Source organism: Haloarcula rubra, from assembly GCF_019599465.1.
Taxonomy (GTDB): Archaea; Halobacteriota; Halobacteria; order Halobacteriales; family Haloarculaceae; genus Haloarcula; species Haloarcula rubra.
The window spans coordinates 53,680-78,050 of record NZ_RKLR01000007.1; the positions used below are offsets into that span (position 1 = coordinate 53,680).

Genomic DNA, 24,371 nt, shown 5'->3' on the forward strand with positions numbered 1-24,371 from the left:
AAGTGTAGGCGATTCCAGTCCGTCACTCGGCGTCGAGCACGGCCGCGAGCGCGTCGTAGCAGGCCTGCGGGTCGGCGGGGAACAGTCTGAGCGGGCGGGTCTGGCCGGAGACGCTGACCCTGAGCGCGCCGCGTTTCCGGTAAGTGAGGGCGGTGCTGACGAGGCCGGCGACGACGAACAGGGCCGCGAACAGGAGGTCGCGACCGACCGAGGCGAGACCGAACCCGACGAGGCCGAGGCTCATCACGACGAGGAACCAGTCGACGTCCTGAAGGGTCACGTCGACGACGCCCGAGAGCGGAACGGCGACGGACTCGTCGTCCGGCCGGTCCACCAGCAGTCGGTCACCCGTGACGGTGATTCGGCCCCCTCGTCGGAGCGCGCCGTCGTACACCGCCTCGCTCTCGTCGGACATCGCGAGTCAGTCGTCGCCCGAGACCGGCGGTCGGTCGCCACCGCGACCGCGGACGCGGTCGAACGCCGAGACGAACTCGTCGTCGTCCTCGGTGAGTTCCGCCCACGCCGTCAGGCCGCGTTCCTCGCGGGTTCCGGGGATGGTGTTGTCGAGGACGAAGGCGACGATGCCGCCGACGACCATCCCGGTGCCGCCGACGACGAACAGCGTCGTCGCCACGACGTCGGTGCCCAGCACTGCGCCGAGCACCGGGACGCCGGCGAGACCCTGCTGGAGCGCCGTCGCGCCACCGGCGTCGAGTCCCTGCCCGACCTGACTCATGTACTCGGGGACGGCGAGGCCGGCGAACAGCGCGAACCCGACGATGAAGACGTTGCGGTTGGCGTCCAGGTCGACGTACTTCAGTTGCGAGAGACCGACGGCGGCTATCTGGCCGAACATCACCATGTAGAGGCCGCCGATGATGGGCGCGGGGATGGTCGCGAACAGTTCCCCCATCGGGCCGAAGTAGCCGACGAGTATCATCACCGCGGCGCCTATCTGGACGACGTAGCGGGAGGCGACGCCGGTGATGGCGATGGCGCCGACGTTCTCGGTGTAGGAGGTACAGCCGTTACCGGTGCCCATGATCCCGGCGAAGACGTTGCCGACCCCCTCCATGCCGATGCCGTGGTCGATGCGCTTCGCGCTCGGTGCGCCCTTCCCGGCGATGCGGGCCACGGAGTGGTAGTCGCCGAAGCTCTCGACGACGGAGGCGAGCATCCCCGCCATCATGCCGACGACGAACCCGGGTGTGAACTGAGGGAGACCCCACTGGAACGGGTAGATCGGCTGGAGCAGCGGGGCGCTCGTCACGCTCCCGAGGGCGACGTAGCTCACCGACCCCTCGGCGAAGACGCCGGTCACCGACAGCACGGCGGCGATGCCCCACGCAAAGGTGATACCGAGCAGAACGGGGAACAGTTTGAACGCGCGGTGGCGCCGGTCGAGATACTGTGAAAAGACGACGATGGCGAGCATCGTCAGACCCAGCAACCACCAGTTCTGTCCGGTGCCGGGCGCACCGAAGTTCGGGTTCGAAATCTGGGGGACGTTGAACAGCGCGAGACCGATGAGCGCGATGACGGGCGCGATGACGACCGGCCCCATGTACCGTTTCAGTTTCCCCATCACGCCGGTGTAGCCGATGCCCATCTCGACGAGGCCGGCGACGATGACCGCGCCCTGTAACTCGACGAGCATCGTCTGCCAGTCGGCCCCCTGTTGTGCGAGGACGCCGATGATGGCCAGTCCGGGCGCGAGCATCGAGAACGTCCCGCCCTGCACGATGGGGTACCGGTTCCCGATGGTCGTCTGGGCCAGCGTCGCGATGCCCGAGACGACGAAGAACGTCCCGATGAGCCGACCGACCTGACTGGGCGCCGCCTCGAACATCCCCATCGCGCCCGCGAGGCCCAGCGGGATGGCGACGGACGCCCCTATCATCGTCAGGTAGTGCTGGACGCCCAGCAGTATCGACTCGCCGCTCGGTGGTCTGTCTTCGATGCCGTACTCCACGAACCCGGCGGCCGACGTCTCGCCCGCGACGTCGCCCTCCGGCGTGAAGTCTTTCTCCACCTCCTCAAAGTCGTCCGCGCTGTCAGAGCCCATGTGCCAACTATGGTGGAACTGAGTGTGGGGCCACAAATTTCTTGCCAGTTAGGTCGCCCTCGGCCGCACGAGAGCGCTGGACGGCCACACCGAAAGGAAAACGCTCTTAGCCCGGACCGACACATCTGCGTACATGAGCAACGGGGACGACGAGACCGCCGAGGACGCCCCTGCCGAGGAAGACGGCGAGGGCGTCGGTAGCGAGGAACTCGAATCGCGGCTCGACGAGGCCAGCGAGAGCCTCGAGGCCGCCGAGACGGAAGCGGACCTCGATGAGGTCGAAGCGGCGCTCGACGACGTCGAGAGCGACCTCGAGGCCGCCGACCTGCCCGAACCCGACGAGGACGACGAGGACGCGGAGGACCCCCGCGAGGAACTCGAAGCCCGCCTCTCGGACCTCCGCGACGACCTCGAATCCCAGCGCGGACCCTACGCCGAGGACGTCGTCGACATCGTCGAGACCGCACAGAGCACCGTCACCGACAGCGAGTGGACCGACGACGGCGAGGCGGCGGCCCACGACGCCGTCGAGACGTTCCTCGCGGCCAGCGAGGAGTACGTCGACCACGACGCCGACGCCGGGTCCGACCTCGACGCCGCGGCCGACGCCCTCGGAACGGTCGCAGACACCATCGAGAGCGCGGCCCTCGATGCCGACGAGGACGAGGAGACCATCGCTGGCCTCCTCGAAGCGGCCGAGACCCTCGAAGACGACCTCGAAGCGGCGGAGGTCTGGGACGACCTCACCGTCCACGAGCAACTCGACGCCAAGGGGTTCTACGACGTCCTCACCAACGAGAACCGCAAGGACTTCCCGGCAGAGTGGAACGCCGCGAAGATTCACGCCAAGGAGGGCAACCTCGATATCGTCCTCTTCGCGCTGGAGATTCTCGGGTCGGAGTTCATCGAGGAGTACTTCGTCGACATCCTCTACCACCTCGGGAGCGACGCCGAACCCGCCTTCGACGTGATGCACCAGCGCGCCCAGAAGCGCGACAAGGGCCCCATCGAGGTCCTCGGAAAGATAGGCGACGACCGTGCCACCGAGACGCTCCACGACTTCATCGACGGGGACGGCGACCCCGCGCTCCAGAAGGTGACGATGCGCTCGCTGGGCGCTATCGGGAGCCCCGAGTCGGTCCAACCGGTCGCGAACCGACTCGACGCCGAGAACGACGAGGTCCGGTCCGTCGCGGCCCGGTCGCTGGGCCTGCTCGGCGACACCCGCGCCGTCGACCCCCTCGCTGACGTTCTCGAGAGCGACGAGAGCGACGAAGTCCGCGCCTCCGCCGCGTGGGCGCTCCGCCAAATCGGCACCGAAGACGCACTCGACGAGGCGGCGAAGTACGCCGACGACCGCGCCTACCTCGTGCAGGCCGAGGCCGAGAAGGCCGAGAGCGCGTAGTCCCGAGCTTTTTGTACGAAGGGGCGACCAGCCCCGCCGATGCAGTCGTCCCCCGCACGGCCGGCCAGTCGTAGACAGATAACGACGACGGCCGGCCGTCTCGCACTCGCCGCCCTGTTGCTCCTCGCGACCGTCACGGCCGCGACCGGAGTCGCGTCCCCGACGCTGTCGGCAGACGGCGACCGACCGACCATCCACGCCGTCTACCCGGACCCGGTGGCCGGCGGCGACCGGGGCGAGTTCGTCGTCCTCGACGTGCCCGGGATAACCGACCTCGGCGCGTACGCGCTCACGGACGGCCACACGACCGCCCCACTCCCGAACCGGACCGTCCAGGGGCGCGTCTACCTCACGGCTCACCCCGACCGCGTACGGAACCTGACGGGCGAGTTCGTCTACGGTCTCGACTCGCCCGTCGCCCTCGCGAACGGCGGCGACACGCTCCGATTACTCCGGAACGGCACCGTCGTCGACAGGATACGGTACCGCGACGCCGACGAGGGTGCGGTCGGCGTCGTTCGCGGGGCCACGATACGCTGGCGACCGCTCGGTGCCACGGACCGACCGGTCGTCTCCGGCCGAGCGGACGACGTCCGTGCCTTCACGCTCCCCGACGCTCCGAAGGCACCGCTCGCACCCCTCCGCGACGCCGACGACCGACTCTATCTGGCCGGCTACACGCTCTCGTCGGCCCGGGTCGCGGACGCACTCGTGGCCGCCCACCGTCGCGGGGCCGACGTGCGCGTCCTGCTGGAGGGGTCGCCAGTCGGGGGCCGAACCCGCGCGGAGGCCCAGACGCTCGACAGACTCGCCGCCGCGGGCGTGAACGTGCGGCTCGTCGCCGGGCCGCACGCTCGCTACGCCTACCACCACGCGAAGTACGCCGTCACGGGGGACGCCGCGGTCGTCCTCACGGAGAACTGGAAGCCCGCCGGAACTGGGGGCAACAGCAGTCGCGGTTGGGGCGTCACGACGACACAGCCACGGGTAGTCGACGGTCTCGCGGCGACGTTCCGTGCCGACGCTGGCTGGCGGGACGCCGTCCCGTGGGCCGAGTACCGACGCGGGCGGCAGTTCGAACGCGGCGAACCCGCCGACGAGACGTACCCGTCGCGGTTCGACGCAGCGTCCGTCGCCGTCGAGCGGACCGACCTGCTCGTCACGCCGGACAACGCACAGCGCGAACTCGTCGCCGAACTCGACGCCGCGGACGAGTCCGTCGCGGTGGTCCAACCGACCGTCGGCGGGTGGGACGAACCGTTGCTGCGAGCCCTCCGCCGGGCCGCCGACCGCGGTGTCGAGGTCCGTCTCCTGCTGAGTTCGACGTGGTACGTCCGCGAGGAGAACCAGCGCACAGTCGCCCGGTTCGAGTCGTGGGCCGAGCGGACGGGGGCCCCGCTGTCTGCCAGACTGGCCGACCCCGGTGGTCGGTTCGCGAAGGTTCACGCGAAGGGGGCCGTCCTCGACGGCAAGCGAGTGGTGCTGGGGAGCCTCAACTGGAACGAGCAGGCCGCGACGACGAACCGCGAAGTCGTCCTCGTGTTGCACGGCCCCGAAGCGGCCGAGTACTTCGGCCGGGTGTTCGAGGCGGACTGGTCCGGGGGTCGCCCGGCGGTACCGCTGGGGCTGGTCGGTGCCACGCTCGGCGTCCTCGTGGTCGGCGCACTCGCCGCTCGACGGGTGCAGTTCACGAGATGAGGCGTCGACAACGGGCCGTCGCGTCGCTCAGACTTCTTCGGGGAGTGCGGTCGAACTACCGAGTTCCTCGTCGAGTTCGGCGTCGGCCATCTTCTCGACCAGTGCCTCGATGACGGCGTCGCGCATCCCGGAGACGAACTTGATAGAGCCGACGACGAGGTGGCCGCCGCCGGAGACGCCGCCGCCGTCGACCTCCTCGGTCAGTTCCGAGACGTAGCGCGGGATGTCCAGACGGACGCCGTCACTCCGGAGGACGGCGAAGTCCGGACCGTACCCGATGGTGATGACGGGGTCGCCGGTCTCGGCGACTTTCCGGTCGTGTATCTCGCCGGTGGTCTTCCCCGGAGCGGGGTAGGTAAAGCGGTGGGCGTGGTTCTCCACGTCGATTTGGTAGAGGTGCGCGCCGTTGTCCAGTCGCTCGTGTTCGACGTGGCTCATCGCGGCGTCGAGTTGCTCCTCAACGTCGCGTTCGGCCTTCTCGGCGAGGAAGTCGACGAGTTCGCCGTGGCGGTCCCGGTCGTCCGAGTCGACGTTGAGCACGTCGCTGATGAGTTGCTCGCCGGAACTGTACCGGAGCCAGTGGGTGGCGTAGTCGAGCGCCTCGCCGATGTCGCGGAGGTCCGACTCGTCGTACCCCTTCTCGCTGGCGAGGTCGAGGTAGTCGCCCATCGCCTCGGCCTCGGAGCGGTCCGAGAGGCCGGCGACGGCGGGGACGTGTTGGAGGTCGTCGGTGAGGTCCGGGTCTATCATCCGGGCCAGTTCCACACAGAGCATCCCCGTCGTGATGCGGTAGTCCTCGCCGTGGAGGTAGGGATTGACGTGCTGTTCGATGAGCGGTTCGACGGCCTCCGGGTCGGGGTGGTGGTGGTCGACGACGACGACGGGGATGTCGTAGTGCCGGAGGTTCCGGTAGGCGGGCGTGTCCTCCTCGGTCGACCCGTTGTCGAGCATCAGCACGAGGGGGAGTTTCTGCCCGTGGCGGGTGCGGTCCTCCAGCGCGAAGTTGAGGTCCCGCGTCACGTCCTCCATCTCGTAGTAGGGGGCCTTGCTCGGCAGGCGCTTGAGGAGGTGCTGGGGGGCGTCCCCGTCCTCGTAGTGGTCGGCGATGAACCGTTCGAGGGCGACCTGCAGTGGGACGCTGGCACAGAGGCCGTCGCCGTCGGCGTGGTGGCGCATCCGGATGGGGCGCCCCTCCAGTACGGTCTTACGAAGCTCCGTGGCGACGTCGCGCAGGTCGTCCCACAGTTTCTCGAAGGCGGGCCACTCGACCAGCGGGTCGATGTCGGTCGGTTCGGCGGCGGCGGCGAGCGCCTCGTCGAGTTCCGTCTCGACGGCGGCGGCCTCGTCGCCCTCGAGGACGGTCAGCGAGTCGACTTCGACCTGCACGCCGCCGTCTCGCTCCTCGGCGCGGCCGGAGACCCGAACCACGTCGTCCATCTCGACGTCGGGGTAGGCACGCACGCCGGCCTCCTCGAAGGCGGCACACGGGACGATGCCGGTGCCGTCACGGACCTGAAAGACCGTCGGGCCGCCGGTCTGCTTTATCTGGACGACCTGTCCCTCGACGACGACGGTGTCGCCCGTCTCCCCGCCGAGGTCGGTGACGTCGGCCGCGGTCCCGTGCGGGACGTGTTCTTCCTCGTAGTCCGTCAGGCGGACCTCCTCGAAACTGAGGTCGCCGTCGGGGCGGACCTCGCCCAGTTCGACGACGAGGTCGTCGCCGACCTCGTAGGCGCCCAGCAGGTTCGAACTGTGGACGAGGCCGGACACTTCCTCGGAGAGGTCGACGAAGACGCCGTAGTCGACGACGCCGTTGACTGTCGCTCGGTAGCGGGCACCTTCCTCTACGTCGTCGGCGGTACACTCGGCGGCGAGATCGTAGACGATGGTCCCCCCGTCGGGAACCGCGGCACCGTCGTCGGTGCCAGTTGGCGGAGACATTTGGCGTCACTTCGGCACTCCCCCGTTTGTACCCTTCGGAATCGCTGGCTAGCCGGTGCGTGTATCTGGTGGCCGTCCACCGTGCGCGCCGACCGCCAGCCGAACTGCCGAGAGCGGAACCCTTAGAAAGCGCCCGACCCGAGCGTACAGGTATGGGGCTGTTTCGTTCGGGCGGCATCCTCGGCATCGCCGAGTCGGCGCTCGACTTCGCGCGGGCCGCGTCCGAGGAATCCCATCCGAACGAGTACATGGGACTGCTTCGCGGCGACGACGCCGCCAAACTGGGACTCGACGAGGACGGCACCGTTCTCACGGACGTCCTCGTCATCCCGGGGACCGAGTCGAACCCGGTGAGCGCGACGGTCAAGACGAGCATGGTGCCAAACGACATGCGCGCCGCGGGGTCGATTCACTCACATCCGAACGGCGTGCTACAACCGAGCGACGCCGACCTCGCCACGTTCGGCCGAGGGGACGTCCACATCATCGTCGGCTACCCGTACGGACCCGACGACTGGCAGGCTTTCGACAACGACGGCGAACCGATCGACCTGCCGGTACTCGACGTCGACCCGCCCGAGGAGTCCTTCTTCGACTTCGACCAGACGGACATCGACCGGGAACTGCGCGAGGAGGAGTTCGACTCGTGACCCGCGTCGTCGCACAGGGCACCTTCGACATCCTCCATCCCGGCCACGTCCACTACCTACGGGACGCGAAGGCGATGGGCGACGAACTCCACGTCATCGTCGCCCGGTCGGTCAACGTCACGCACAAGGAACCCCCCGTGATTCCGGACGACCAGCGCCGGGAGATGGTCGCCGCGCTCAAACCCGTCGACGAGGCGCACCTCGGTCATCCGGAGGACATCTTCGTCCCCATCGAGCGCATCGACCCGGACGTCATCGCACTGGGGTACGACCAGCACCACGACGAAGAGAAACTACAGGCGGCGCTGGCCGACCGCGGCATCGACTGTGAGATTCGGCGTGCGAGTCCGCTGGACCGCGAGGACCCCGACCGTCTGCTCTCGACGGGCCGCATCATCGACCGGGTGCTCGACGAACGGGCCTGAAGAGAAGGGGCGGGTTCACAGAGAAGCACACCCGTTTCACCAGTTGACGCGGCCTTGCCGTAGTCGCCTACCCGCTCGTCGACGGGTACTCCCTCGCGCGTCGATACGGTGCTATCGAGTTCGAGCGACGCTGGCGGCCCAAAGTATTTGCCCGTGAGGGTGCTGTCAGTCGCTCGTGCCCCTCCATCGCCGCTCCCTCCTCGCCGCACTCGCACTGTCCCCGGTAGCCGTCCGCCGCGTCGGTGCGACGGAGAGACGGTCGCTTGCCGTCGACTGGCGGACGACGGTCGGTGACGCCGGACTCCTCGACAGCGCCCGGGTCGACGGTCAGACGCTGTTGCTCACCGACCACGCCGACCGGACCGCCACGCTCCACGCCGTCGACGACGACGGGTCGAGCGTCTGGTCCCGGCAGTTCGACGACGTCCCCTCGCCCGAGACCGTCACCGGAACCGACGACGGTGGCGTCCTCGCCGCCGGACGCACGGGGCGTGACGACCAGATGATGGTCGCACGGCTGACGGCCGACGGGACGCTGTCGTGGCGACACCGCGTATCGGTGGGGTACCACGACCAGAAAACCGGCGTCCAACCGCTCGACGGCGACAGGGTCGCTCTCGTCTCCAACAGTATCGGGACACACGCCGTCTCGGCACGCCTCCAGTGTCTCGACGCGTCGGGGACCGTCCGCTGGGACCACACCCGCGACGGGTTCGCCGCGACCATCGCCGACGTGGTCGACGGCGACTTGGTCGCCGGTGGCTACGCCTTCGAATCGGCGTTCGGCGGCTGGCTCGACCGAATCGATGCGGACGGCCGGCGAGTCTGGAGCCACCGGTGGCCGGAGGAGTACACGGACGCCGCTCAGTTCGGACCCGGCGGCGGCGTCGCCGCGGCCGGCGTCTACGAGGACGACGGGACGGACGCGTGGCGCATCAGCTACCTCTCGGCCGACGGTCGGATACAGCGCGAGTGGCGCCACAACTTCGCGGGCGACGACCGAGCGAGCCCCGGGGCGGCCCTGCGATTGGCCGACGGGAGCGCCGTGTTCGTCGGCGAACGGGACGAGTCGGCTCGGGTTCGACTCCTCCGGACCGGTCCGCAGGGGTCGCCCGACACCGTCACGCTCGAACCGTTCGACGCCGCCGTCGCGCCCCACGACCTGTTCCCCGTCGACGGTGGTGTCCTGCTGACCGGCGATTTCGAGTCGGCCTCGGACGGCGGTAGTTGGGTGGTTCGCCTCGGCGACGCCGGGACGCCGACGGGGACCGCCACGCGGACCCGGACGACGCGGACGGGAACCGACACCGAGGTGACGCCCTATCCACCGCCACCGACGGACGTGACCGAGACGACGACCGGGGACAGCGGCCCTGGATTCGGGCCACTGGCGGCGCTAGCGGGACTCGGGGCCGCGTCCCTAGCGCGACTTCGAAACGGCGAGAAAGACGCTGATTAGATGAGGTCGTGTTCGGCCAGTCGGTCGACCGCTTCCTGCAGACGCTCCTTGCTGTTCGCGTAGGAGATACGTGCGTAGCCGGGCGTCCCGAACGCGCTCCCGGGAACGGTGGCGACCTGCGCGTCCGAAATCGCGGCGTCGCACCACTCGGTGTCGTCGCCGTCGGGCGCGACTTCGGGCATCATGTAGAACGCGCCCTGCGGTTCGGGGACGTGGACGCCGTGGTCCTCGAACAGGCCGATGAGGAACTCGCGGCGTTCGGCGAAGGCCTGTCGCATCTCCTCGACGGCCTCGTCGGTGTTCGTCAGCGCCTCGATACCGGCGTGCTGGACGAAGTTCACGGCACAGGAGACGGAGTGTGAGTGGACCTTCCCGGCCTGCGAGACGAGTTCTTCCGGGCCGGCGAAGTAGCCCAGCCGCCACCCGGTCATCGAGTAGGCCTTCGAGAAGCCGTTGAGCGTGACCGTGCGGTCCTCCATCCCGTCGAGGGTGCCGAGGCTCGTCGCCTCGACGCCGTCGTAGGTGATCTCCTTGTAAATCTCGTCGGAGATGACGGTGATGTCGTGTTCGACGGCGAGGTCACGGACGCCTTCGAGTGCGGCGTCGGAGTAGACGGCCCCGTGGGGGTTGCCCGGGGAGTTGACGACGAGCAGTTCGGTGTCGTCGGAGACGGCGGCGGCGAGGTCGTCGAGCGCGCCCTCTAGCTGGAAGTCGTGGGCCGCGGTGTCGACCCGCGTCAGCGTGCCGCCGGCGAGTTTCGCCATCGCCTCGTAGGAGACCCACGCGGGGTCCAGCAGGGCTACCTCGTCGCCGTCGTCGATGACGGTCTGGAAGATTTCGTAGAGGGCCTGCTTGCCGCCGGGCGTGACGATGAGGTTCTCGGCCTCGTACTGGGTGAGGCCGTCGTCGTGGAGTTTGTCGACGAGGGCGTTCTTGAGTTCGGGGATGCCGTTCGACGGCGTGTAACCGGTGTGGCCGGCGTCCATCGCGTCCTTCGCGGCGTCCTTGATGTTCTCGGGCGTGTCGAAGTCGGGTTCGCCGACCGAGAGGTCGACGACGTCCTTGCCCTCTGCTTCGAGTTCGGCGGCCTTGTTGCTAATCGCGAGTGTCGCGCTCGGTTCTACACGTTCGACGCGGGAAGCGAAGTCCATAGTCATAGGTTTGCGAGTTCGATGGCGCTCGTGACGGCCGACCCGCCCTTGTGGGTGCGGGCCTCGGCCTCGTCCTTGCTCATGCCCGGACCGATGATGCCCAGCGTGACGGGGGTGTCCCGTTCGAGGGAGACGTCGGTCAGGCCCTGTGCGGCGGCGTCGGCGATGACCTGGTCGTGGTCGGTGTCGCCTTCGATGACGACCCCCAGCACTGCCACGGCGTCGACGTCCTCCCGACGCGCCAGTCGGTCGGCCGCCAGCGGCGTGTCGTAGGCTCCGGGCACGGTCACCGTCTCGACGACGTCTGCGTCGTGGTCGGCCGCGGCAGCGCTGGCCGACTGTCTCATCGCCTCGATGACGGCACCGTGTTTGTCGTACTGGGCGACGACCAATCCGAGCTGCACCATGTCTGTGTGGGTGGCTGTGGACCCTAAAGAACTACCGTTCCGGCACGGCGAACCAGAAGGGTTCTAATCCTGCCCCTGCTTGCCACCACCATATGGCTACGTCGAGCCGTTTCCTGCCCGCCCTCCAGAACACGCGCCGCCGCGTCAGTTCGTGGGCGCGGGCCGACGAGCACGCGACGGTCAAACTCGTCGTCGGCATCACGCTCCTCGCGCTCGCCCTGCGACTGGTCTCGCTCGGGCAACGGGTCGCGCACTTCGACGAGGGGCGCGTCGCCTACTGGGCGTGGCACTACGGCGACACCGGGTCGTTCGCCTATCGATACATCATCCACGGACCGTTCATCCAGCACGTCGACCGGTGGCTGTTCGCCGTCGTCGGCCCCTCCGACTTCGCGATGCGGCTCCCCGTCGCCGTCGTCGGCGGCCTCATGCCGCTCGTCGCACTCCTCTTTCGCCGCCACCTCCGTCGGACGGAAGTCGTCGCCGTCGCGCTCTTGCTCGCGGTCAACCCGGTCCTCCTGTACTACTCGCGGTTCATGCGCAGCGACATCCTCGTCGCGGCGTTCATGTTCGCCGCCTTCGGCTGTATCGTCCGGTTCTACGACACCCGGAGACCGCGCTACCTCTACGCCGTCACCTTCTTCATGGCGCTGGGCTTCGCCTCGAAGGAGAACGCGCTCGTCTACGTGCTGACGTGGCTCGGCGCGACGGGACTGCTGCTCGCGAAGGTCCTCGTCCTGCCGAACGGCTTCCGCGACGCCGTGCTGTTCATCACCGACACGCCCTCGGCGGGGGAGATTCGCGACCGCGTCGTCGGCCGAGTGAGAGGCGACGTCGCACTCGTCGTCGGCACGGTCCGGTCGTTCCGCGACCGCCACGACAGCCCCCTCGGTACGTTCGGCATCTACGTGGGCCACGTCGCGCTCGCCGTCCTGCTGTTCGCTGCCGTCTCGTTGTTCTTCTACGCGCCGCGCGGTGCCGGCGTCGCCGGCATCCAGCACCCGCCAGCGCCGCCGTCCGCCGGTTCCGTCGGCTTCTGGGAGGGCGTGACCAACCCGGCGCTGTTCGGCGAGATGGTGCAGGCCACCGTCGACCGCGTCGTCGACCAGTGGAGCGAGTGGCTCAACCCCGCCTCGGAGAAGACGCTCGACGACTACGAGCGGCACCTCGGCGTGTTCGTCAAGGCGATGGCGTACGCCTCGGCCCCCCTGACGGCGTTCGCCGGCCTCGGCTACGTCCTCGACCGACTGGGGTACACCGCACCGCGACACCTCGTCCCGTTCCTCTTCTACGGCGGGTTCGTCTCCGTCTTCGGCTACCCGCTGGGGACCGACATCGGCGCCCCGTGGATCGTCGCCCACGCCGTCGTCCCCCTCGCCGTGCCCGCGGGCGTCGCCCTCGCGGCGGTGTTCCGCTGGGGACTGGAGTCACTGTCGACCGACGACGAGACGGGCGTCGCCATCGCGGCCGTCGTGTTCCTCCTGCTGACGGTGCTGGTCGCCAACGTCGCCGTCACGCGCGTCTACACCAACACGACCGCCGACAGCAACGAACTCGTCCAGTTCGCCCAACCGGACCAGTCGGTCAGGGAGGCGCTGACCGAGATGGACCGCATCGCCGTGGCCCACGACGGCGGCCCCGACGTCGTCGTCTACCACGGCGAGACCGGCGAGGACTACGACGAGAACAACGCCTACGTCGAGGAGAGCAGGGACTCGTGGGACGACGCGTGGTGGAACACCCAGCCCACCTGTCTCAAGTGGTACAACACGCTCCCGATGCCGTGGTACTTCGCGGCCAACGACGTGAGCGTCGCCTGCGAGAACCAGGAGACGGCGCTGGGCGTGCGGGCGATGCAGAACCAGCCACCCATCGTCATCACGCAGGCGTACGACTCGACGGTGCCCAGCGAGCGCCTCCGGTCGGCGGGCTACACGAACGAGAGCTACATGATGCGCACCAGCGGCTACAAGAACACCTTCACGGTCTGGACCCACGAGGAGTACGCGGCCAACGCGACGGCCGGGTGACGCCGCACGAGGCCCGGTCTCCTCCTCGGTCCAGAAATCAACGCTTAAGCGCTCGCCAGCGAAAGCGCGGCACATGACACGTACGTCTCCCGGCCCGACCGTCGGCGTGGTCGGCGGGGGCCAACTCGGACGCATGATGGGCGAGGCGGCCGCACCGCTGGGCGTCGAACTCGTCGTCGCCGACCCGACGCCGGACTGCCCGGCGACACCGGTCGTCCGCGACCAACTGGTCGGTGGCTTCGACGACGAGGAGACGTTCCGCCGGCTGGCCGAACGCGCGGACGTCCTCACCTACGAGATAGAACTCGCGGACCCCGACGTCCTCGAACGGGTCGCGGAGGAGACGGGGACGCCGGTCCACCCCGACCCGGACACGCTCCGGACCATCGAGGACAAACTCGTCCAGAAGCGACGGCTCTCCGAGGCGGGCGTCCCGGTCCCCGAGTTCCGCGCCGTCGAGACGGCCGAGGAGTTGCGCGAGGCCTGCGACGAACTGGGGTACCCCGCGATGCTGAAGGCCCGAACCGGCGGCTACGACGGCCGCGGGAACGTGCCAGTCTCCGGCCCCGAGGACGTCGAGGCGGCCATCGACGACGTCGCGGGCCCGGCGATGGTCGAGGAGATGGTCGACTTCGAGCGCGAACTGGCGGTGATGGGCTGTCGCGGCGACGGCGAACGCGACACCTTCCCGGTCACCGAGACCATCCACGAGGAAGAGATTCTCCGCGAGAGCGTCGCGCCGGCACGCGCGAGCGAGGCGGTCCGTGACCGTGCCCGCGAGGTGGCGCTGGACGTCTTAGACGTGATGGACGGCCGCGGCGTCTTCGGCATCGAACTGTTCCAGACGGCCGACGACGAGATTCTGCTGAACGAAATCGCTCCACGCCCCCACAACTCCGGGCACTGGACCATCGAGGGCTGTCACACCTCGCAGTTCGAACAGCACGTCCGGGCCGTGATGGGGATGCCGCTGGGCACGACCGAACAGCGCGACCCGACCGTCTCGACGAACGTCCTCGGCGACGTCGACGAACGACAGCCAGCGACGCTGTACGGCGACGAGGCGGTGTTCGCGGCCGACCGGGCGCACCTGCACTGGTACGGCAAGCACGAGGTGTACGAGTTGCGGAAGATGGGCCACGTCACGGTGACCGGCGACGACACCGAGACGCTCCTCTCGGACGCGCGGGACCTGCGAGACGGCCTGACCTTCCGAGACTGAGACGACCGTCGGCGTCCTCGTCAGGAGCAAAAAGTGGGTAACAGGGCGTCGGTTACGTCGACGGTTGTGAGACCGACTTCGACTCTATCTCTTCGAGGAACGTCATCTCGGGGTCGCCTACCACGCCGGCCGTCTCCATCTTCTCGCGGAGTTCGGGCGAGTCGATGAACTCTCTCGCACCCTCCATCGACTCCATCTCGAAGATAGCGACCAACTCGTCGGGGTCCTCGCTGGTCCGGAACAGTCGGTACGACAACTGCCCAGCCTCCTCCCGCCGTGCGTCGTCTTCGTCGAACACCGGCTTCCACTCGTCGAAGTCGGCCACTTCGTGTCGAATCAGTACGTATACCATGGTGTAACACCACGTTAGTGTTAGTTGTGCGACAGTATAGCTTCGGATTTCCAGATACGGGTCAGGTAGTCGCTCACTGCATCCGATGGTCACGGGCTCGACGGGACGGCACAGAACCGAGGCGTCTTTGTCCGTCCGGTCCCGATGCGGGCGTATGGAGCGACGGGCCTTCCTCCGGGCGGTCGGACCGGCCGCGGCGGTCGGACTCGCCGGTTGTATCGGCGGACGCGGCGCGAACACCGACTACGACGTCGGCATGGGCGCGAAGGTGTTCCGGCCACAGGAACTCCGGGTCGAACCGGGGACCACCGTGACGTGGCTCAACACGAGCAAACAGGGCCACACCGTCACCGCCTACGAGGACACCCTCCCCGAGGGCGCCGACTTCTTCGCATCGGGGGGGTTCGAGTCGGAACAGGCCGCTCGGGACGCGTGGGGCAACAGCTCCGGTGGGACGCTGTTTCAGGGCCAGTCCTACGAACACACCTTCGAGGTGCGCGGGGAGTATCCGTACTTCTGTATCCCGCACGAACGCGGCGGGATGGTCGGCACCGTGGTCGTCACTGACGACCCGGGAACGACCGAAGAATAGTCGGGCGCGTGCCGAACGGAGTTAGGCTTCTTCGACTTCGACGTCTTCCTCGTCGACGTCGACGGCCGTCTCCTCTTCGGCGGCGACTTCCTCGGGGCGAGCCTCGAGGGTGGTCTTCTGAATCTCGACGCGGCGGAGCGGGTAGATCTCCTTGGCCTCACCGTAGATGGCCGAGGAGAGACGCCCCTCGACGACGCTGTCGACGAGTTCCTCGAAGGTGCGGTCCTTCGCGGTCTCCTCGACGAGATCGATCATCGTGCGGCGGATGGCCTTCTCCTGAGAGGCGTCGGCCTTCTTCGTCGTGACCGCGACCGGCTGAATCTGGACGCGGTAGTCGTCCGTCGTCAGCACGGTCACGAAGGCCTCGACCTTCGAGGAGCCACGGCGGACGAGCGAGCGCAGGTAGTCCCGCGTCAACTCGTGCTTGATGAACTCCGTGTACGCGGAGTCGCTGGCGACCTCGTTGATCTTGAAGGTCAGTTTCGTGTTGTTCTCGCTGGCGTCGTTCTTCAGTTCGCCCAGCGTCGTTTCGATGGTGCGACCGAGCACCTTGTCCGGTTCGTCTGCGGGTGTCTCACCGAGAACCTCCCGGTCGAACTGTTCGGGAGCCTGCACGGTGTACCACCGCTTCTGCTGTTTGCGCTTGGAGACGCTTCGTTCACTCATGGTTGGATTGTGTTGGTTGGTCGGATAGCTGTGCTGCGACCCGGAGGTTGACGACGTAGTCGTCGACAGTCGACTGCAACCCGCCCGTCGAGTCGCGCTCGACGGTGGTGACCACGGCGTCGTCCTTGACGCGGGTGGTCATCTCGTCGGTGTTGTCCGGCCGGAGTGCGGCCGCGACGCGCTCTGCGCGGGTCTGTGAGCCGTGCGTCGTGCGAATCTCGGCCCGCCTCATAGTGCCTCCCTGAACGCTTCGATGAGGTCCGCGGTCGGCACGTCGAAGCGCGCTCTGGCGCGGGTACCGCGTCCTGCGGCCTTGCCGTCGACGGCGTCGGCGGCGGCCCGCATCGTCGCGGCCACGTCCCGGCCGTCGGTGGCCCGGGCCGCGGCCTCGCCGTCCGTGACGACGAGCGTCACGGGTTCGGGCGCGCGGAAGTCGGCCACGAGACGGGCGACGGTGCCGACCGGCATCTGGTCGCCGCGGGCGACGAACAGGCCGTCGTATCGGCCCGTCGTCGCGTCGTCGACGGCGGCGTGGGCTCGGCGAGCGTGGGTCCGCCACGCGGAGAGAGCGTCCTCGCGGACGCCGTCGTGACCGAGCGCGAGTGCGATGCCGACTCCGGGCCGTTCCCGGGCGACGGCGTCTAGCACGTCGGCGTAGCCGCCGACCGTCTCGAACGGCCCGCCCACGTAGGGGTGGAGGACGCGGCCGAGGGCGTCGGCGGCCCGCGGCGGCGCGTCGTCCACACCAGTGACCGACAGCGCGACCAGCGACGCGACGCGCCGGTGGTCGTCGTCGGTCGGGTCGGCGGGCAGGTCCAGTTCGGCCAGCGTCGCTCGCGCTTGCTCCTCGTCCCCCGAGAAGGGGCCCGAGAGCAGCGTCGAGTGGGCCAGCCCGTCGGCGAGGTCCGCGACCGGTATCGCGAGTCCGGGGCGGCGGTCGAGGCCCGCCTGCCCGGCGGCGCTCTCGACCGACCCGTCCACGTCGCCGCCGGCGATAGTGCCGGCGAGCGCGAGGGTCGGACTGGTCGCGGTGCCGAGTTCGCGCGCCACCTCGAAGGCGGCCGCGGCCGGCCGGTCGGCCAGCGCGTGGTCGGCGGTCGGGAGCGAGCGACCGAGGGCGACTGTCGCGTCGGCCTCCGTCGTCCGGTCGGGGTCGGCGAAGGAGGCGACGACGCTCGCCTGGAACGGCGTCCCGGCGGCGTCGAGTGCCCGCGCCACCACGCCCGCCGCGGCCAGCGAGGCGCCGGTCGCGTCGCTGACGAGCCGAACGAAGTCGGCATCGTCGAGTGACGCGGCGACGTCACTGGCGGCGGGGGCTGGCGTCTGTTCCCGACCGGTGGTCGACATTATTCGTCGTAGAGCAGCGCGACGGCCTTGTCGTAGCTGTAGGTGAAGTCCTCGTCGATCTCGTCACCGCGGTAGTAGTCGACGAGTCGGCGAATCTTCGACTGCGTGTTCTGGAGTGCACGCTTGTTCTGGTGGTCGCCGGGGTTCTCGTCCATGTGGTCGCGCAGACGCACTGCGCGCTCCATCAGGTTCCGGAGGTCCTCGGGCAGGTCGCCCTCGGCGTCGTTCTCCTCGAGAATCTCGGTGACCTTCTTACCGGTCGCGAGTTTGACGTTCGGGACGGGCGTGCCCTGAACACCTTCGTCGCGTAGTTTGAGGCCGATTTCGCTGGGCGAGTGGCCCTGCTCTGCGAGTTCGACGACGCGCGCTTCGATGGCGTCGTCGTCGACGTCGCTCCACTCCGGGGGTTCGTCTGCCGCGGGCTTGTCCGAGTCGGACGAGCCACGACGGCGTGTGTGCATTCGTGCCATTGTTGTCTGGTTGGAACCGCACGAACCGCTCGTCGCTGCCGGTAGCGAGGCGTATCGGCATCGGTGGATGCCAAACACGGCCGCAATCCCGAGCCGTGGAAGCCCACGGCGTGTCAGATTTGCGGTCGTGCTGTTCCCGTGAGTGGGTCGTCGGTCGCGCGACTAAACCGTTTCCATCTCGGGCCCGTGGCCAGTAGACATTTGTACTGGTACGTCCACCGAGGGTGCATGGATAGACGTGCGTTCCTGCACAGCGGCGTCGCAGTCGCCGGCGTGGCGCTGGCCGGCTGTGGCAGCGACGCGCCGATGGGGACGCTCGCGACGTACGTCAGCGACCGCCCGGGCGACATCGGCGACTTCGACTCCTGTGTCGTCTCCGTCGACGAGATTCGCGTCCTCCCGACGGCGGCCGCGACCGAGACCGAGGACCACGAGGGGGACGAACTGACGTTCTCCGTCGGCGGCGTCACCCTCGACCTCGTCGACCTGACCGGCGAGGCGGCCGCGCTCGCCGACACCGTCGAACTGCAGACCGGGGAGTACGTCTACCTGAAACTCGGCGTGTCCGCCGTCGAGGCGTCGCTGTCCGACGGCGGGACGGCGATGGTGTCGACGCCAGGGAACGCCCACCTGAAGTTTCCCCATCCGTTCGAGATTCGCGCCGACGAGACGACGCGCTTCACTGCCGACTTCACGCCCGTCGCACAGGGTGAGACCGGCCGGTACGTGCTCAGTCCGGTCGCCGAGGAGACGACGGTCAGGTACGAGTCGTGAGATATCACGCTCGAAACCCGGGCCACATAGTTTATGCCTCACCGTGATTATCTAATCAAGAGAATGGCGAGTGAGACGGTTCTGGAAAGTAGTCGTGGACAGAGCGGTCCACTCGGCCTCGTACTCATGTTGGCTTTAGTCGTCGCCTCGACGACCGCGGTCGTCGTCGTCGGAGCCGGTGCCATCACCGCGACCCAGAGTCAACTCGACATCGAACGCACCGAGAAGACGATGACGCAGTTCGACTCCCAAGCCGCGCTCGTCGCCCTCGGTCAGTCGAACGTCCAGCAGGTCGAACTACCGGCAGCAGGTCGCTCTAACTACGAAGTTCGTGGGAACGCGGGGTGGATGAACCTCACCTACACGAACGCCACCGGGAACGTGACGACTATCAGAAACGGCACGCTCGGTGCCGTCGTCTACGATGGTGGCGGGACCGAAATCGCGTACCAAGGTGGTGGCGTTTGGCGTGCTGACGACGACGGCGAATCGGTCATGATCTCTCCCCCGGAGTTCCACTATCGGAGTCGGACGCTGACCCTCCCACTCGTAACTGTCTCTGGACAGGGGAATCTTGAGGGGCGGGCCAGCATCACGCGAAACGACACGACACAGTACTTCCCGGACACTGACAGAGACGAGGCGTTCCGGAACCCGCTCAACGGGAGCGACATCAACGTCACCGTCCAGAGTGACTACTACCGCGCGTGGGGGCACTACTTCGAGGAGCGGACCGATGGGACCGTGATATACGACCACCCGAACGAGACGGTGACGGCCGAACTCGTCATCCCGTTCAACGCATCTTTCGAGAACGTCGTTGCTACCACCGACCCCGGAGGGTTGTCGGTGGACGGCGCCGGCAGTCCGCCCACACCGAACGAACAGGGCGTCGCGTTCCCCTCCGTTGACGAACGGATTGAGGACGAGGTTTCGGACTGCCAGAGCGGCGGTTGTGATATTTCAGAACCATCGACAATTAATAGCGACGGGACCTACTACTACGCCAACGACCCCGGCAGTCTGACCGTAGATAACCCCGGTGGCAACGTCACCATCGTCGTCAACACGGGTGGGACAGAGTTCGAGACCGAAGATATCGAACTTCGCGGCGTCGACGGAAACCATGGTGTGTCTATCCTTGTCAGGCATTCGCTGGGACTCGACGGCGGCGATTCGGTCAACGTGGTTGACGGCGACCCCAGTGAACTCAAGGTACTCGTCCACTCTGATGGGGACGTCGATTTCGGCGGGAGTACCAACTTCGTGGGCCTGTTGGTGGCGCCGGGGTCGTCCTGCAATCAGAACGGTGCCGGTTACATCGAAGGCGGGATAATCTGTGAAACCGTGGAAATCAATGGCAACCCCTCGAATACCGTCACGTACAACAGTTCGGTCCAGCAGATCGACCTCGATCTAACGAACCCCAGCGACACGCAGATTACGTACCTCCACGTCTCGGTCAACGACGTGAACGTGAGCGACGCCTAACCTACCGCTCGATGTCGATTCTGATGTCGTGGCTGACGACGTAGGTGCGCTCGACCGACCCGGTCGTCGGATATTCACAGCGCATCACGGTCGACGTCTGTGTGGGACAGTCGAATCCCTGCCCGAGGAAGTAGTCGCTCCACAGTGGCGCCCGCGTCGACTCAATCTTGATTGAGACGTTGGTCGCCGCACCGCTAGTGTCGCCGTACCGAACGGCCGACCCGTCATTGAGCGTCCGGACGAGCGCGGTCGATCCGCCGACGCTGGTCCCGTTAGACGCGCGCAGGACGACCATATTGAGGAGGAACCGGCCGTCCCGGACCACGTGAGGTGGCTGTCGGACGAGGAGACCACCGTCCGGGTTGGTCCTGAAGACCGCGCCCATGTTGTACACCAACCGCTGATCCCGTTCGTTGCGGTACACGATGGGCGTCGAGGTTCGATTCAGGACGTAATCCCCGTCTACGGTTACGTTTACCGTCGCGGGATTGCCGGTGTACAGCGTCGCCTCCCCGACACTCACCTCGGTCCCACGGCTGGGGGCACCGCGTCTGTACACGTCGGCGACGTTGTCGGCGAGGATGTCGAACGCCCGCTCGCCGTTGTCGAGTTGCTCGGCGCTCTTCACGTCGTCCAGCGTGGCGAGTCCACCGACAGAGACGACCGCGACCGTAGAGACGACAAGGCTGAACACGAGGACGTACCCGAGGACCTCGCTCACCCCTCGAGAGTCGGTCGGCTCAGGCATCGCGTACCTCCAGTGCGTCACTCGTTCCGTTGTAGGCCACCTCGACGACGCCGCCGTCGACTGTCGATACCCGGAGGTCAGTCCGGCTCGTCACGCTGACCGTGACTCTGACTTCGGGGTCCGTCGAAGTGAGGACGAGCCGCTCGGCACTCGGGTCGAGACGCGCCTGGTAGCCGCTACCCGCCACTCGTTCGGGGAAGGTCTGTCGGGTCTCGGCTTCCAGCGACGACCCGCTACTGTTCGCCGCTACGACCAGTCTGTCGACCCGTGCGAGGTCGGCTGCGACTTGCTGGCCGACGACTGTCAGCTCTTCCCTGATGACGTTCTCCTGTCGGCCCTCGACGAAGTCTGTCCCCGCTATCAGTAGCCCTGTCACTAGGATGGCCGTGATTGACAGCGTGAGCACGTAGTTGAGTGCCGTCGAGACGGCCCGTGACTCAGACATCGGGCTCACCCGGTGCGACCCGCACCGTCGTGTTGTACCGCACGTCGGGACCGTCGTACACGAACCGGACCGTCGCGTCGTAGATGGCGTCGCCCGACGGGGACAGTAGCGGGAGCGATAGCCCACCGTCGTCGTAGACCACCAGTTCGAACTCCCCGCTCACGCCGTTCGTGTTCTCGAAGTGGATTGCGTAGTCACTCCCACTAGCGAGGACGCCGTTCCCGTACCAGAAGTTCTCCCCGTCGTCGTTCCACCGCAGGGCATCACACGGTTGATCGTTCACCAGTCCGGCAGTCACCTGGATGCGGTTCTCCGGTGCCGACGAAACCGAACAGTGCTCGGTCCGGTTCTCTGACGGGGTCGTCCCGTTCCGTATCGTCTGTATCTGCACACCGCTGCTGTTCTCCCAGATACGGGCGCGCCAGCTCCGCTCGTCGCCGTCGAAATCCGTGTCGTTCACCTTCACGACCAGTGGGGGGTCGCTCCCGTCCGGAAGCCCGGAGGAGTTGAACGCCAGTCCTCTGGTCCCGTTCGCGTCCGGCACCCGCTCGACGTCGCCGACCACGGTGTAGTTATCGTCTCCCTGGTCGATGCTCCCGTTGATACGTTCTCCCTCCCGATGGTCGACGTAGGTGACGTTGACCAGCGTCCCGGATGTAGCCGACAGGTACTCGCTCTGTGTACTCACGTTCCGGAGACTCCGATTGAACGCGGCGACCGGCGCGGACCCGTTGTAGTAGTTCGCACGGTCCATGGCCTCGCCTACGTTCGCTTCGACGCTCGCCCTGGCGGCCAGTGCACCGTCACTCCCAGCTGTCTCGCCCCGGCTCGCGAGGTTCTCGGTGAAGATGGCGGAGTTGACTACGAGAGCCAGTCCGATGAACACGAGTGCGAGCGCCAACCCGGCGACGAGCAGGAGCTGCCCGCGCTCGTCGTCGCTCAGATCCGCCACGACACCACCTCCACGCGGACCGTGTTGTAGACGTTTGCCCCCCGGTCGGGAATCGGGAAGCCAGTTGCTTCCGACAGCGTCGTCTCGTTCTGCGTCCCATCGGAGTCGTAGAGGTGGTCACCGTCCATCAGCGTGACTGTGTACGAGGCCGCCACCGCGTTGTCGCTTGGACGCCCGTTGTACAGGTAGATTATCCGGCTCTGACTACCGCCGTCGCGGTACCGAAAGTAGACGTTGTACGCGATGCCACGCTCGTCGAAGACACGTTCGAGCATCGTACCGAACGTATTGTTCGGGGGGGTGCTGGCATACTTACCAAGCCCCGTCCCGCTCTCGTTGTGGTACTTCTGGCTGCTGTTGTTCCAGTACAGCAGCGCTGGCTTGAGCGCGGCACGCTCCGCCGCAGTCGCCAACACCCCCTCGCTGACGGACTGCTGTTGGTTCTCGATGTGCTGGCTCGACGTACTCGCCGATAGCGGGGTCACCGCCGTCATCTGTAACGCGAATATGAGCCCAGTCAGGAGCACGAGACTGGCGACGATAGCCTCCAGTGTGTGTGCCTGCCCCCGCACTTACCACACCTCCACGACGACGGTCACGTCCGCTCCGTTCAGCCAGACGACTCTGAGGGCCGTCACCGTCGCTTCGTTGCCTGCCGGCACTGTTTCCCCACGCGTCAGGTTCGTCCCCGTCGACGGACAGGCTGTCGACGCGACCAGCGAATCGTTGCCGTAGTCCCAACAGAGGGTGTCTCTGCTGGTCACCGTCGACGACGCGTTTCCGACGACAGTCACGTTGACGCTCTGGGTCGCCGGGTCGAGGCCGAGTTGCTTTGCTATAGGTGCCGGCGAGAACGCGCACCCAGTCGTGTTCTCGAAGAACTGGACCGTGCAGTGGGTCCGCAACGAGTGTGGGTCACGCGGTGACCCCAGCACCGATTTGGTGAGATGGTCGGCCGCTCGGTCGGCGCTCACAGTCTGCTCCTGCGCGCTCGCGGTGAACGGCGATAACAGCCCCGGAACGAAGAGAAATATGAAGATTAATACCCCCAAAAAGAGGCTGACGCCGATGGCGAAGTCGAGGTTGGTCTGTCCTCGCGACGCAGACCCCGCCCGCGGCTCTCCGTCCGAGCACGTACGTTTCGTATCCCGTTGCATACTCACTACCGACCCGTGGTACCTGCTTGAGCCTCACACTCAATGCTCTTATCCATTGTGGCGTGTGTGACTCGACTGACGGACGGCACCGACTCGCACGCCCACCACGCTTCGATGGGTTTAATAAATGCCACCGGATACCATTTGATGCAACGAGGGCTCGTAGATCAGGGGTAGATCACTCCCTTGGCATGGGAGAGGCCCCGGGTTCAAATCCCGGCGAGTCCACTACAATTTCTCCGCCGTAACAAGGGTTCACGACCGCAAGGTGCGGACTCTGATACAGCCGGATTCGCCATTTCCGGGTTAGCAAACGCTCCCTCGAAGAGGGGAGTTCGACAGGATTGCAAGCGCGGGTCTCGCCGTCCGGCGATTTCTGAGAGGGAAGTCTGTCGCTACTGTGGCGACTTCGCCGACCAGCACTATCGCTGTCCCGCCCTCGACGACGGGAGGTGCCGCCCATGACCGTCACGCTGGAGACGCCGTGTCTCACGGACGGCAACTGGGTCCGCAGGCCGGCCGACTCCCGAGGTGTCGACGGGCACGATCTCTGCGACCAGTGTTTCCCCGACGGCTGGGACACGGTCACCGAGAAAGACGTCGAGACGTTCCTGACGACCGGTCGAACGCGGTCGAAACTCCACCGAAGTATCGACACTGGCGACGACGCCGATACCAGCGAGTTCGGGAATCACGACTATCCCGACCGAACACTCGCCTCGCGAGTCCTGAACGACGAGGTCACGGTCGAACACGAGTTCGAGTGGGACCGCGCGGGAGGTGACGTCTAGATGGTGTCGCACGACGACGAGTGCGAGTCTTGCGGTGCCACCGGTCGGCGACCAGAGTGCGGTGGCCCGACGGCGAGTATCGCGAGATGTGTGGCCCCTGTGAGCGGCGCTGGCTCATCGTCTGGCGGCACAG

General features: G+C 67.1%; 26 protein-coding genes and 1 tRNA gene. 12 read left to right on the plus strand and 15 right to left on the minus strand.

Annotated features, from left to right (window positions below):
- Positions 1–22 precede the first annotated feature (22 nt).
- Together EGH21_RS15925 and EGH21_RS15930 are read right to left on the minus strand one after the other, a co-directional pair.
- Positions 23–415, minus strand: a complete 393-nt coding sequence (locus tag EGH21_RS15925) for a hypothetical protein (protein ID WP_220619474.1) — start codon at positions 413–415, stop codon at positions 23–25.
- A gap of 6 nt (positions 416–421) precedes the next feature.
- Entirely contained in the window at positions 422–2,065 is a 1,644-nt protein-coding gene (locus EGH21_RS15930; protein ID WP_220619475.1) for a uracil-xanthine permease family protein, read from the minus strand.
- Positions 2,066–2,198: 133 nt separating this feature from the next.
- On the opposite strand from EGH21_RS15930, the gene EGH21_RS15935 reads away from it, so the two are divergent.
- Positions 2,199–3,470, plus strand: coding sequence for a HEAT repeat domain-containing protein (locus EGH21_RS15935; protein WP_220619476.1), 1,272 nt, complete (start codon positions 2,199–2,201; stop codon positions 3,468–3,470).
- Between the two features lie 39 nt (positions 3,471–3,509).
- Positions 3,510–5,168, plus strand: coding sequence for a phospholipase D-like domain-containing protein (locus tag EGH21_RS15940; protein ID WP_220619477.1), 1,659 nt, complete (start codon positions 3,510–3,512; stop codon positions 5,166–5,168).
- A 27-nt stretch (positions 5,169–5,195) separates the two neighbouring features.
- Here the strand turns inward: EGH21_RS15940 and han are convergent, their stop codons facing one another.
- Positions 5,196–7,109 carry a Hef-associated nuclease gene (gene han / locus EGH21_RS15945; RefSeq protein ID WP_220619478.1) on the minus strand — a complete coding sequence of 638 codons (1,914 nt, stop codon included), beginning with the start codon at positions 7,107–7,109 and terminating at the stop codon, positions 5,196–5,198.
- A 152-nt stretch (positions 7,110–7,261) separates the two neighbouring features.
- Here han and EGH21_RS15950 point away from each other — a divergent pair, with 152 nt between their 5' ends.
- The 3 genes from EGH21_RS15950 (at position 7,262) to EGH21_RS15960 (ending at position 9,643) form a co-directional block, all read left to right on the plus strand.
- A complete protein-coding gene (locus EGH21_RS15950) occupies positions 7,262–7,759 on the plus strand; it encodes a Mov34/MPN/PAD-1 family protein (RefSeq protein WP_220619479.1) in 498 nt (165 codons plus the stop codon).
- Positions 7,756–8,184 carry an FAD synthase family protein gene (locus tag EGH21_RS15955; RefSeq protein ID WP_220619480.1) on the plus strand — a complete coding sequence of 143 codons (429 nt, stop codon included), beginning with the start codon at positions 7,756–7,758 and terminating at the stop codon, positions 8,182–8,184. Before EGH21_RS15950 ends, EGH21_RS15955 begins: the two co-directional genes overlap by 4 nt.
- A gap of 175 nt (positions 8,185–8,359) precedes the next feature.
- Entirely contained in the window at positions 8,360–9,643 is a 1,284-nt protein-coding gene (locus EGH21_RS15960) for a PGF-CTERM sorting domain-containing protein (RefSeq protein ID WP_220619481.1), read from the plus strand.
- Here the strand turns inward: EGH21_RS15960 and EGH21_RS15965 are convergent.
- Positions 9,640–10,800: a pyridoxal phosphate-dependent aminotransferase gene (locus EGH21_RS15965; protein WP_220619482.1), complete on the minus strand. Its 1,161-nt coding sequence runs from the start codon at positions 10,798–10,800 to the stop codon at positions 9,640–9,642. The two genes, EGH21_RS15960 and EGH21_RS15965, sit on opposite strands and share 4 nt — an antisense overlap.
- On the minus strand, positions 10,797–11,201 hold the full coding sequence (gene ribH, locus EGH21_RS15970) for a 6,7-dimethyl-8-ribityllumazine synthase (RefSeq protein WP_220619483.1): 405 nt from the start codon (positions 11,199–11,201) through the stop codon (positions 10,797–10,799). The genes EGH21_RS15965 and ribH overlap by 4 nt, the downstream gene beginning before the upstream one ends.
- A 92-nt stretch (positions 11,202–11,293) precedes the next feature.
- Here ribH and EGH21_RS15975 point away from each other — a divergent pair, with 92 nt between their 5' ends.
- The gene (locus EGH21_RS15975; RefSeq protein ID WP_220619484.1) at positions 11,294–13,231 is read left to right on the plus strand and encodes a flippase activity-associated protein Agl23; all 1,938 of its coding nucleotides are present in this window, start codon (positions 11,294–11,296) and stop codon (positions 13,229–13,231) included.
- 73 nt (positions 13,232–13,304) lie between these two features.
- Positions 13,305–14,453, plus strand: coding sequence for a 5-(carboxyamino)imidazole ribonucleotide synthase (locus EGH21_RS15980; protein WP_220619485.1), 1,149 nt, complete (start codon positions 13,305–13,307; stop codon positions 14,451–14,453).
- A gap of 52 nt (positions 14,454–14,505) precedes the next feature.
- On the opposite strand, the gene EGH21_RS15985 is transcribed toward EGH21_RS15980, so the two are convergent.
- Positions 14,506–14,805 carry a hypothetical protein gene (locus tag EGH21_RS15985; protein WP_220619486.1) on the minus strand — a complete coding sequence of 100 codons (300 nt, stop codon included), beginning with the start codon at positions 14,803–14,805 and terminating at the stop codon, positions 14,506–14,508.
- Positions 14,806–14,959: 154 nt separating this feature from the next.
- On the opposite strand from EGH21_RS15985, the gene EGH21_RS15990 reads away from it, so the two are divergent.
- A complete protein-coding gene (locus EGH21_RS15990; protein ID WP_220619487.1) occupies positions 14,960–15,397 on the plus strand; it encodes a plastocyanin/azurin family copper-binding protein in 438 nt (145 codons plus the stop codon).
- A gap of 21 nt (positions 15,398–15,418) precedes the next feature.
- Here the strand turns inward: EGH21_RS15990 and EGH21_RS15995 are convergent, their stop codons facing one another.
- Genes EGH21_RS15995 through EGH21_RS16010 form a run of 4 tightly spaced genes read right to left on the minus strand, consistent with a single transcriptional unit; the run spans position 15,419 to position 17,880 of the window.
- A complete protein-coding gene (locus tag EGH21_RS15995; protein ID WP_220619488.1) occupies positions 15,419–16,063 on the minus strand; it encodes a 30S ribosomal protein S3ae in 645 nt (214 codons plus the stop codon).
- Positions 16,056–16,295 carry a KEOPS complex subunit Pcc1 gene (locus EGH21_RS16000; RefSeq protein WP_220619489.1) on the minus strand — a complete coding sequence of 80 codons (240 nt, stop codon included), beginning with the start codon at positions 16,293–16,295 and terminating at the stop codon, positions 16,056–16,058. Before EGH21_RS16000 ends, EGH21_RS15995 begins: the two co-directional genes overlap by 8 nt.
- Positions 16,292–17,410 (minus strand): hypothetical protein, encoded by a 1,119-nt coding sequence (locus EGH21_RS16005; RefSeq protein ID WP_220619490.1) that lies wholly within the window; start codon positions 17,408–17,410, stop codon positions 16,292–16,294. Before EGH21_RS16005 ends, EGH21_RS16000 begins: the two co-directional genes overlap by 4 nt.
- A complete protein-coding gene (locus EGH21_RS16010; RefSeq protein ID WP_220619491.1) occupies positions 17,410–17,880 on the minus strand; it encodes a 30S ribosomal protein S15 in 471 nt (156 codons plus the stop codon). Before EGH21_RS16010 ends, EGH21_RS16005 begins: the two co-directional genes overlap by 1 nt.
- A gap of 228 nt (positions 17,881–18,108) precedes the next feature.
- Between EGH21_RS16010 and EGH21_RS16015 the strand changes: the two genes are divergently transcribed.
- Together EGH21_RS16015 and EGH21_RS16020 are read left to right on the plus strand one after the other, a co-directional pair.
- Positions 18,109–18,654: a DUF4382 domain-containing protein gene (locus EGH21_RS16015; RefSeq protein WP_220619492.1), complete on the plus strand. Its 546-nt coding sequence runs from the start codon at positions 18,109–18,111 to the stop codon at positions 18,652–18,654.
- A 63-nt stretch (positions 18,655–18,717) separates the two neighbouring features.
- Positions 18,718–20,145: a DUF7289 family protein gene (locus EGH21_RS16020; RefSeq protein ID WP_220619493.1), complete on the plus strand. Its 1,428-nt coding sequence runs from the start codon at positions 18,718–18,720 to the stop codon at positions 20,143–20,145.
- 1 nt (position 20,146) lies between these two features.
- Here the strand turns inward: EGH21_RS16020 and EGH21_RS16025 are convergent, their stop codons facing one another.
- From EGH21_RS16025 to EGH21_RS16045, 5 genes are read right to left on the minus strand one after another with little or no spacing between them, the layout of a single operon-like run.
- On the minus strand, positions 20,147–20,893 hold the full coding sequence (locus tag EGH21_RS16025; protein WP_220619494.1) for a DUF7289 family protein: 747 nt from the start codon (positions 20,891–20,893) through the stop codon (positions 20,147–20,149).
- A complete protein-coding gene (locus tag EGH21_RS16030; protein ID WP_220619495.1) occupies positions 20,886–21,338 on the minus strand; it encodes a DUF7266 family protein in 453 nt (150 codons plus the stop codon). Before EGH21_RS16030 ends, EGH21_RS16025 begins: the two co-directional genes overlap by 8 nt.
- A complete protein-coding gene (locus EGH21_RS16035; RefSeq protein WP_220619496.1) occupies positions 21,331–22,290 on the minus strand; it encodes a DUF7261 family protein in 960 nt (319 codons plus the stop codon). Before EGH21_RS16035 ends, EGH21_RS16030 begins: the two co-directional genes overlap by 8 nt.
- Positions 22,278–22,862, minus strand: a complete 585-nt coding sequence (locus EGH21_RS16040; RefSeq protein WP_220619497.1) for a DUF7288 family protein — start codon at positions 22,860–22,862, stop codon at positions 22,278–22,280. Before EGH21_RS16040 ends, EGH21_RS16035 begins: the two co-directional genes overlap by 13 nt.
- Positions 22,863–23,447 carry a DUF7287 family protein gene (locus tag EGH21_RS16045; RefSeq protein WP_220619498.1) on the minus strand — a complete coding sequence of 195 codons (585 nt, stop codon included), beginning with the start codon at positions 23,445–23,447 and terminating at the stop codon, positions 22,863–22,865.
- A 156-nt stretch (positions 23,448–23,603) separates the two neighbouring features.
- Here EGH21_RS16045 and EGH21_RS16050 point away from each other — a divergent pair.
- Positions 23,604–23,675: transfer RNA gene (locus EGH21_RS16050), tRNA-Ala, on the plus strand.
- A 233-nt stretch (positions 23,676–23,908) separates the two neighbouring features.
- Entirely contained in the window at positions 23,909–24,238 is a 330-nt protein-coding gene (locus EGH21_RS16055; protein WP_220619499.1) for a hypothetical protein, read from the plus strand.
- Positions 24,239–24,371: the final 133 nt, after the last annotated feature.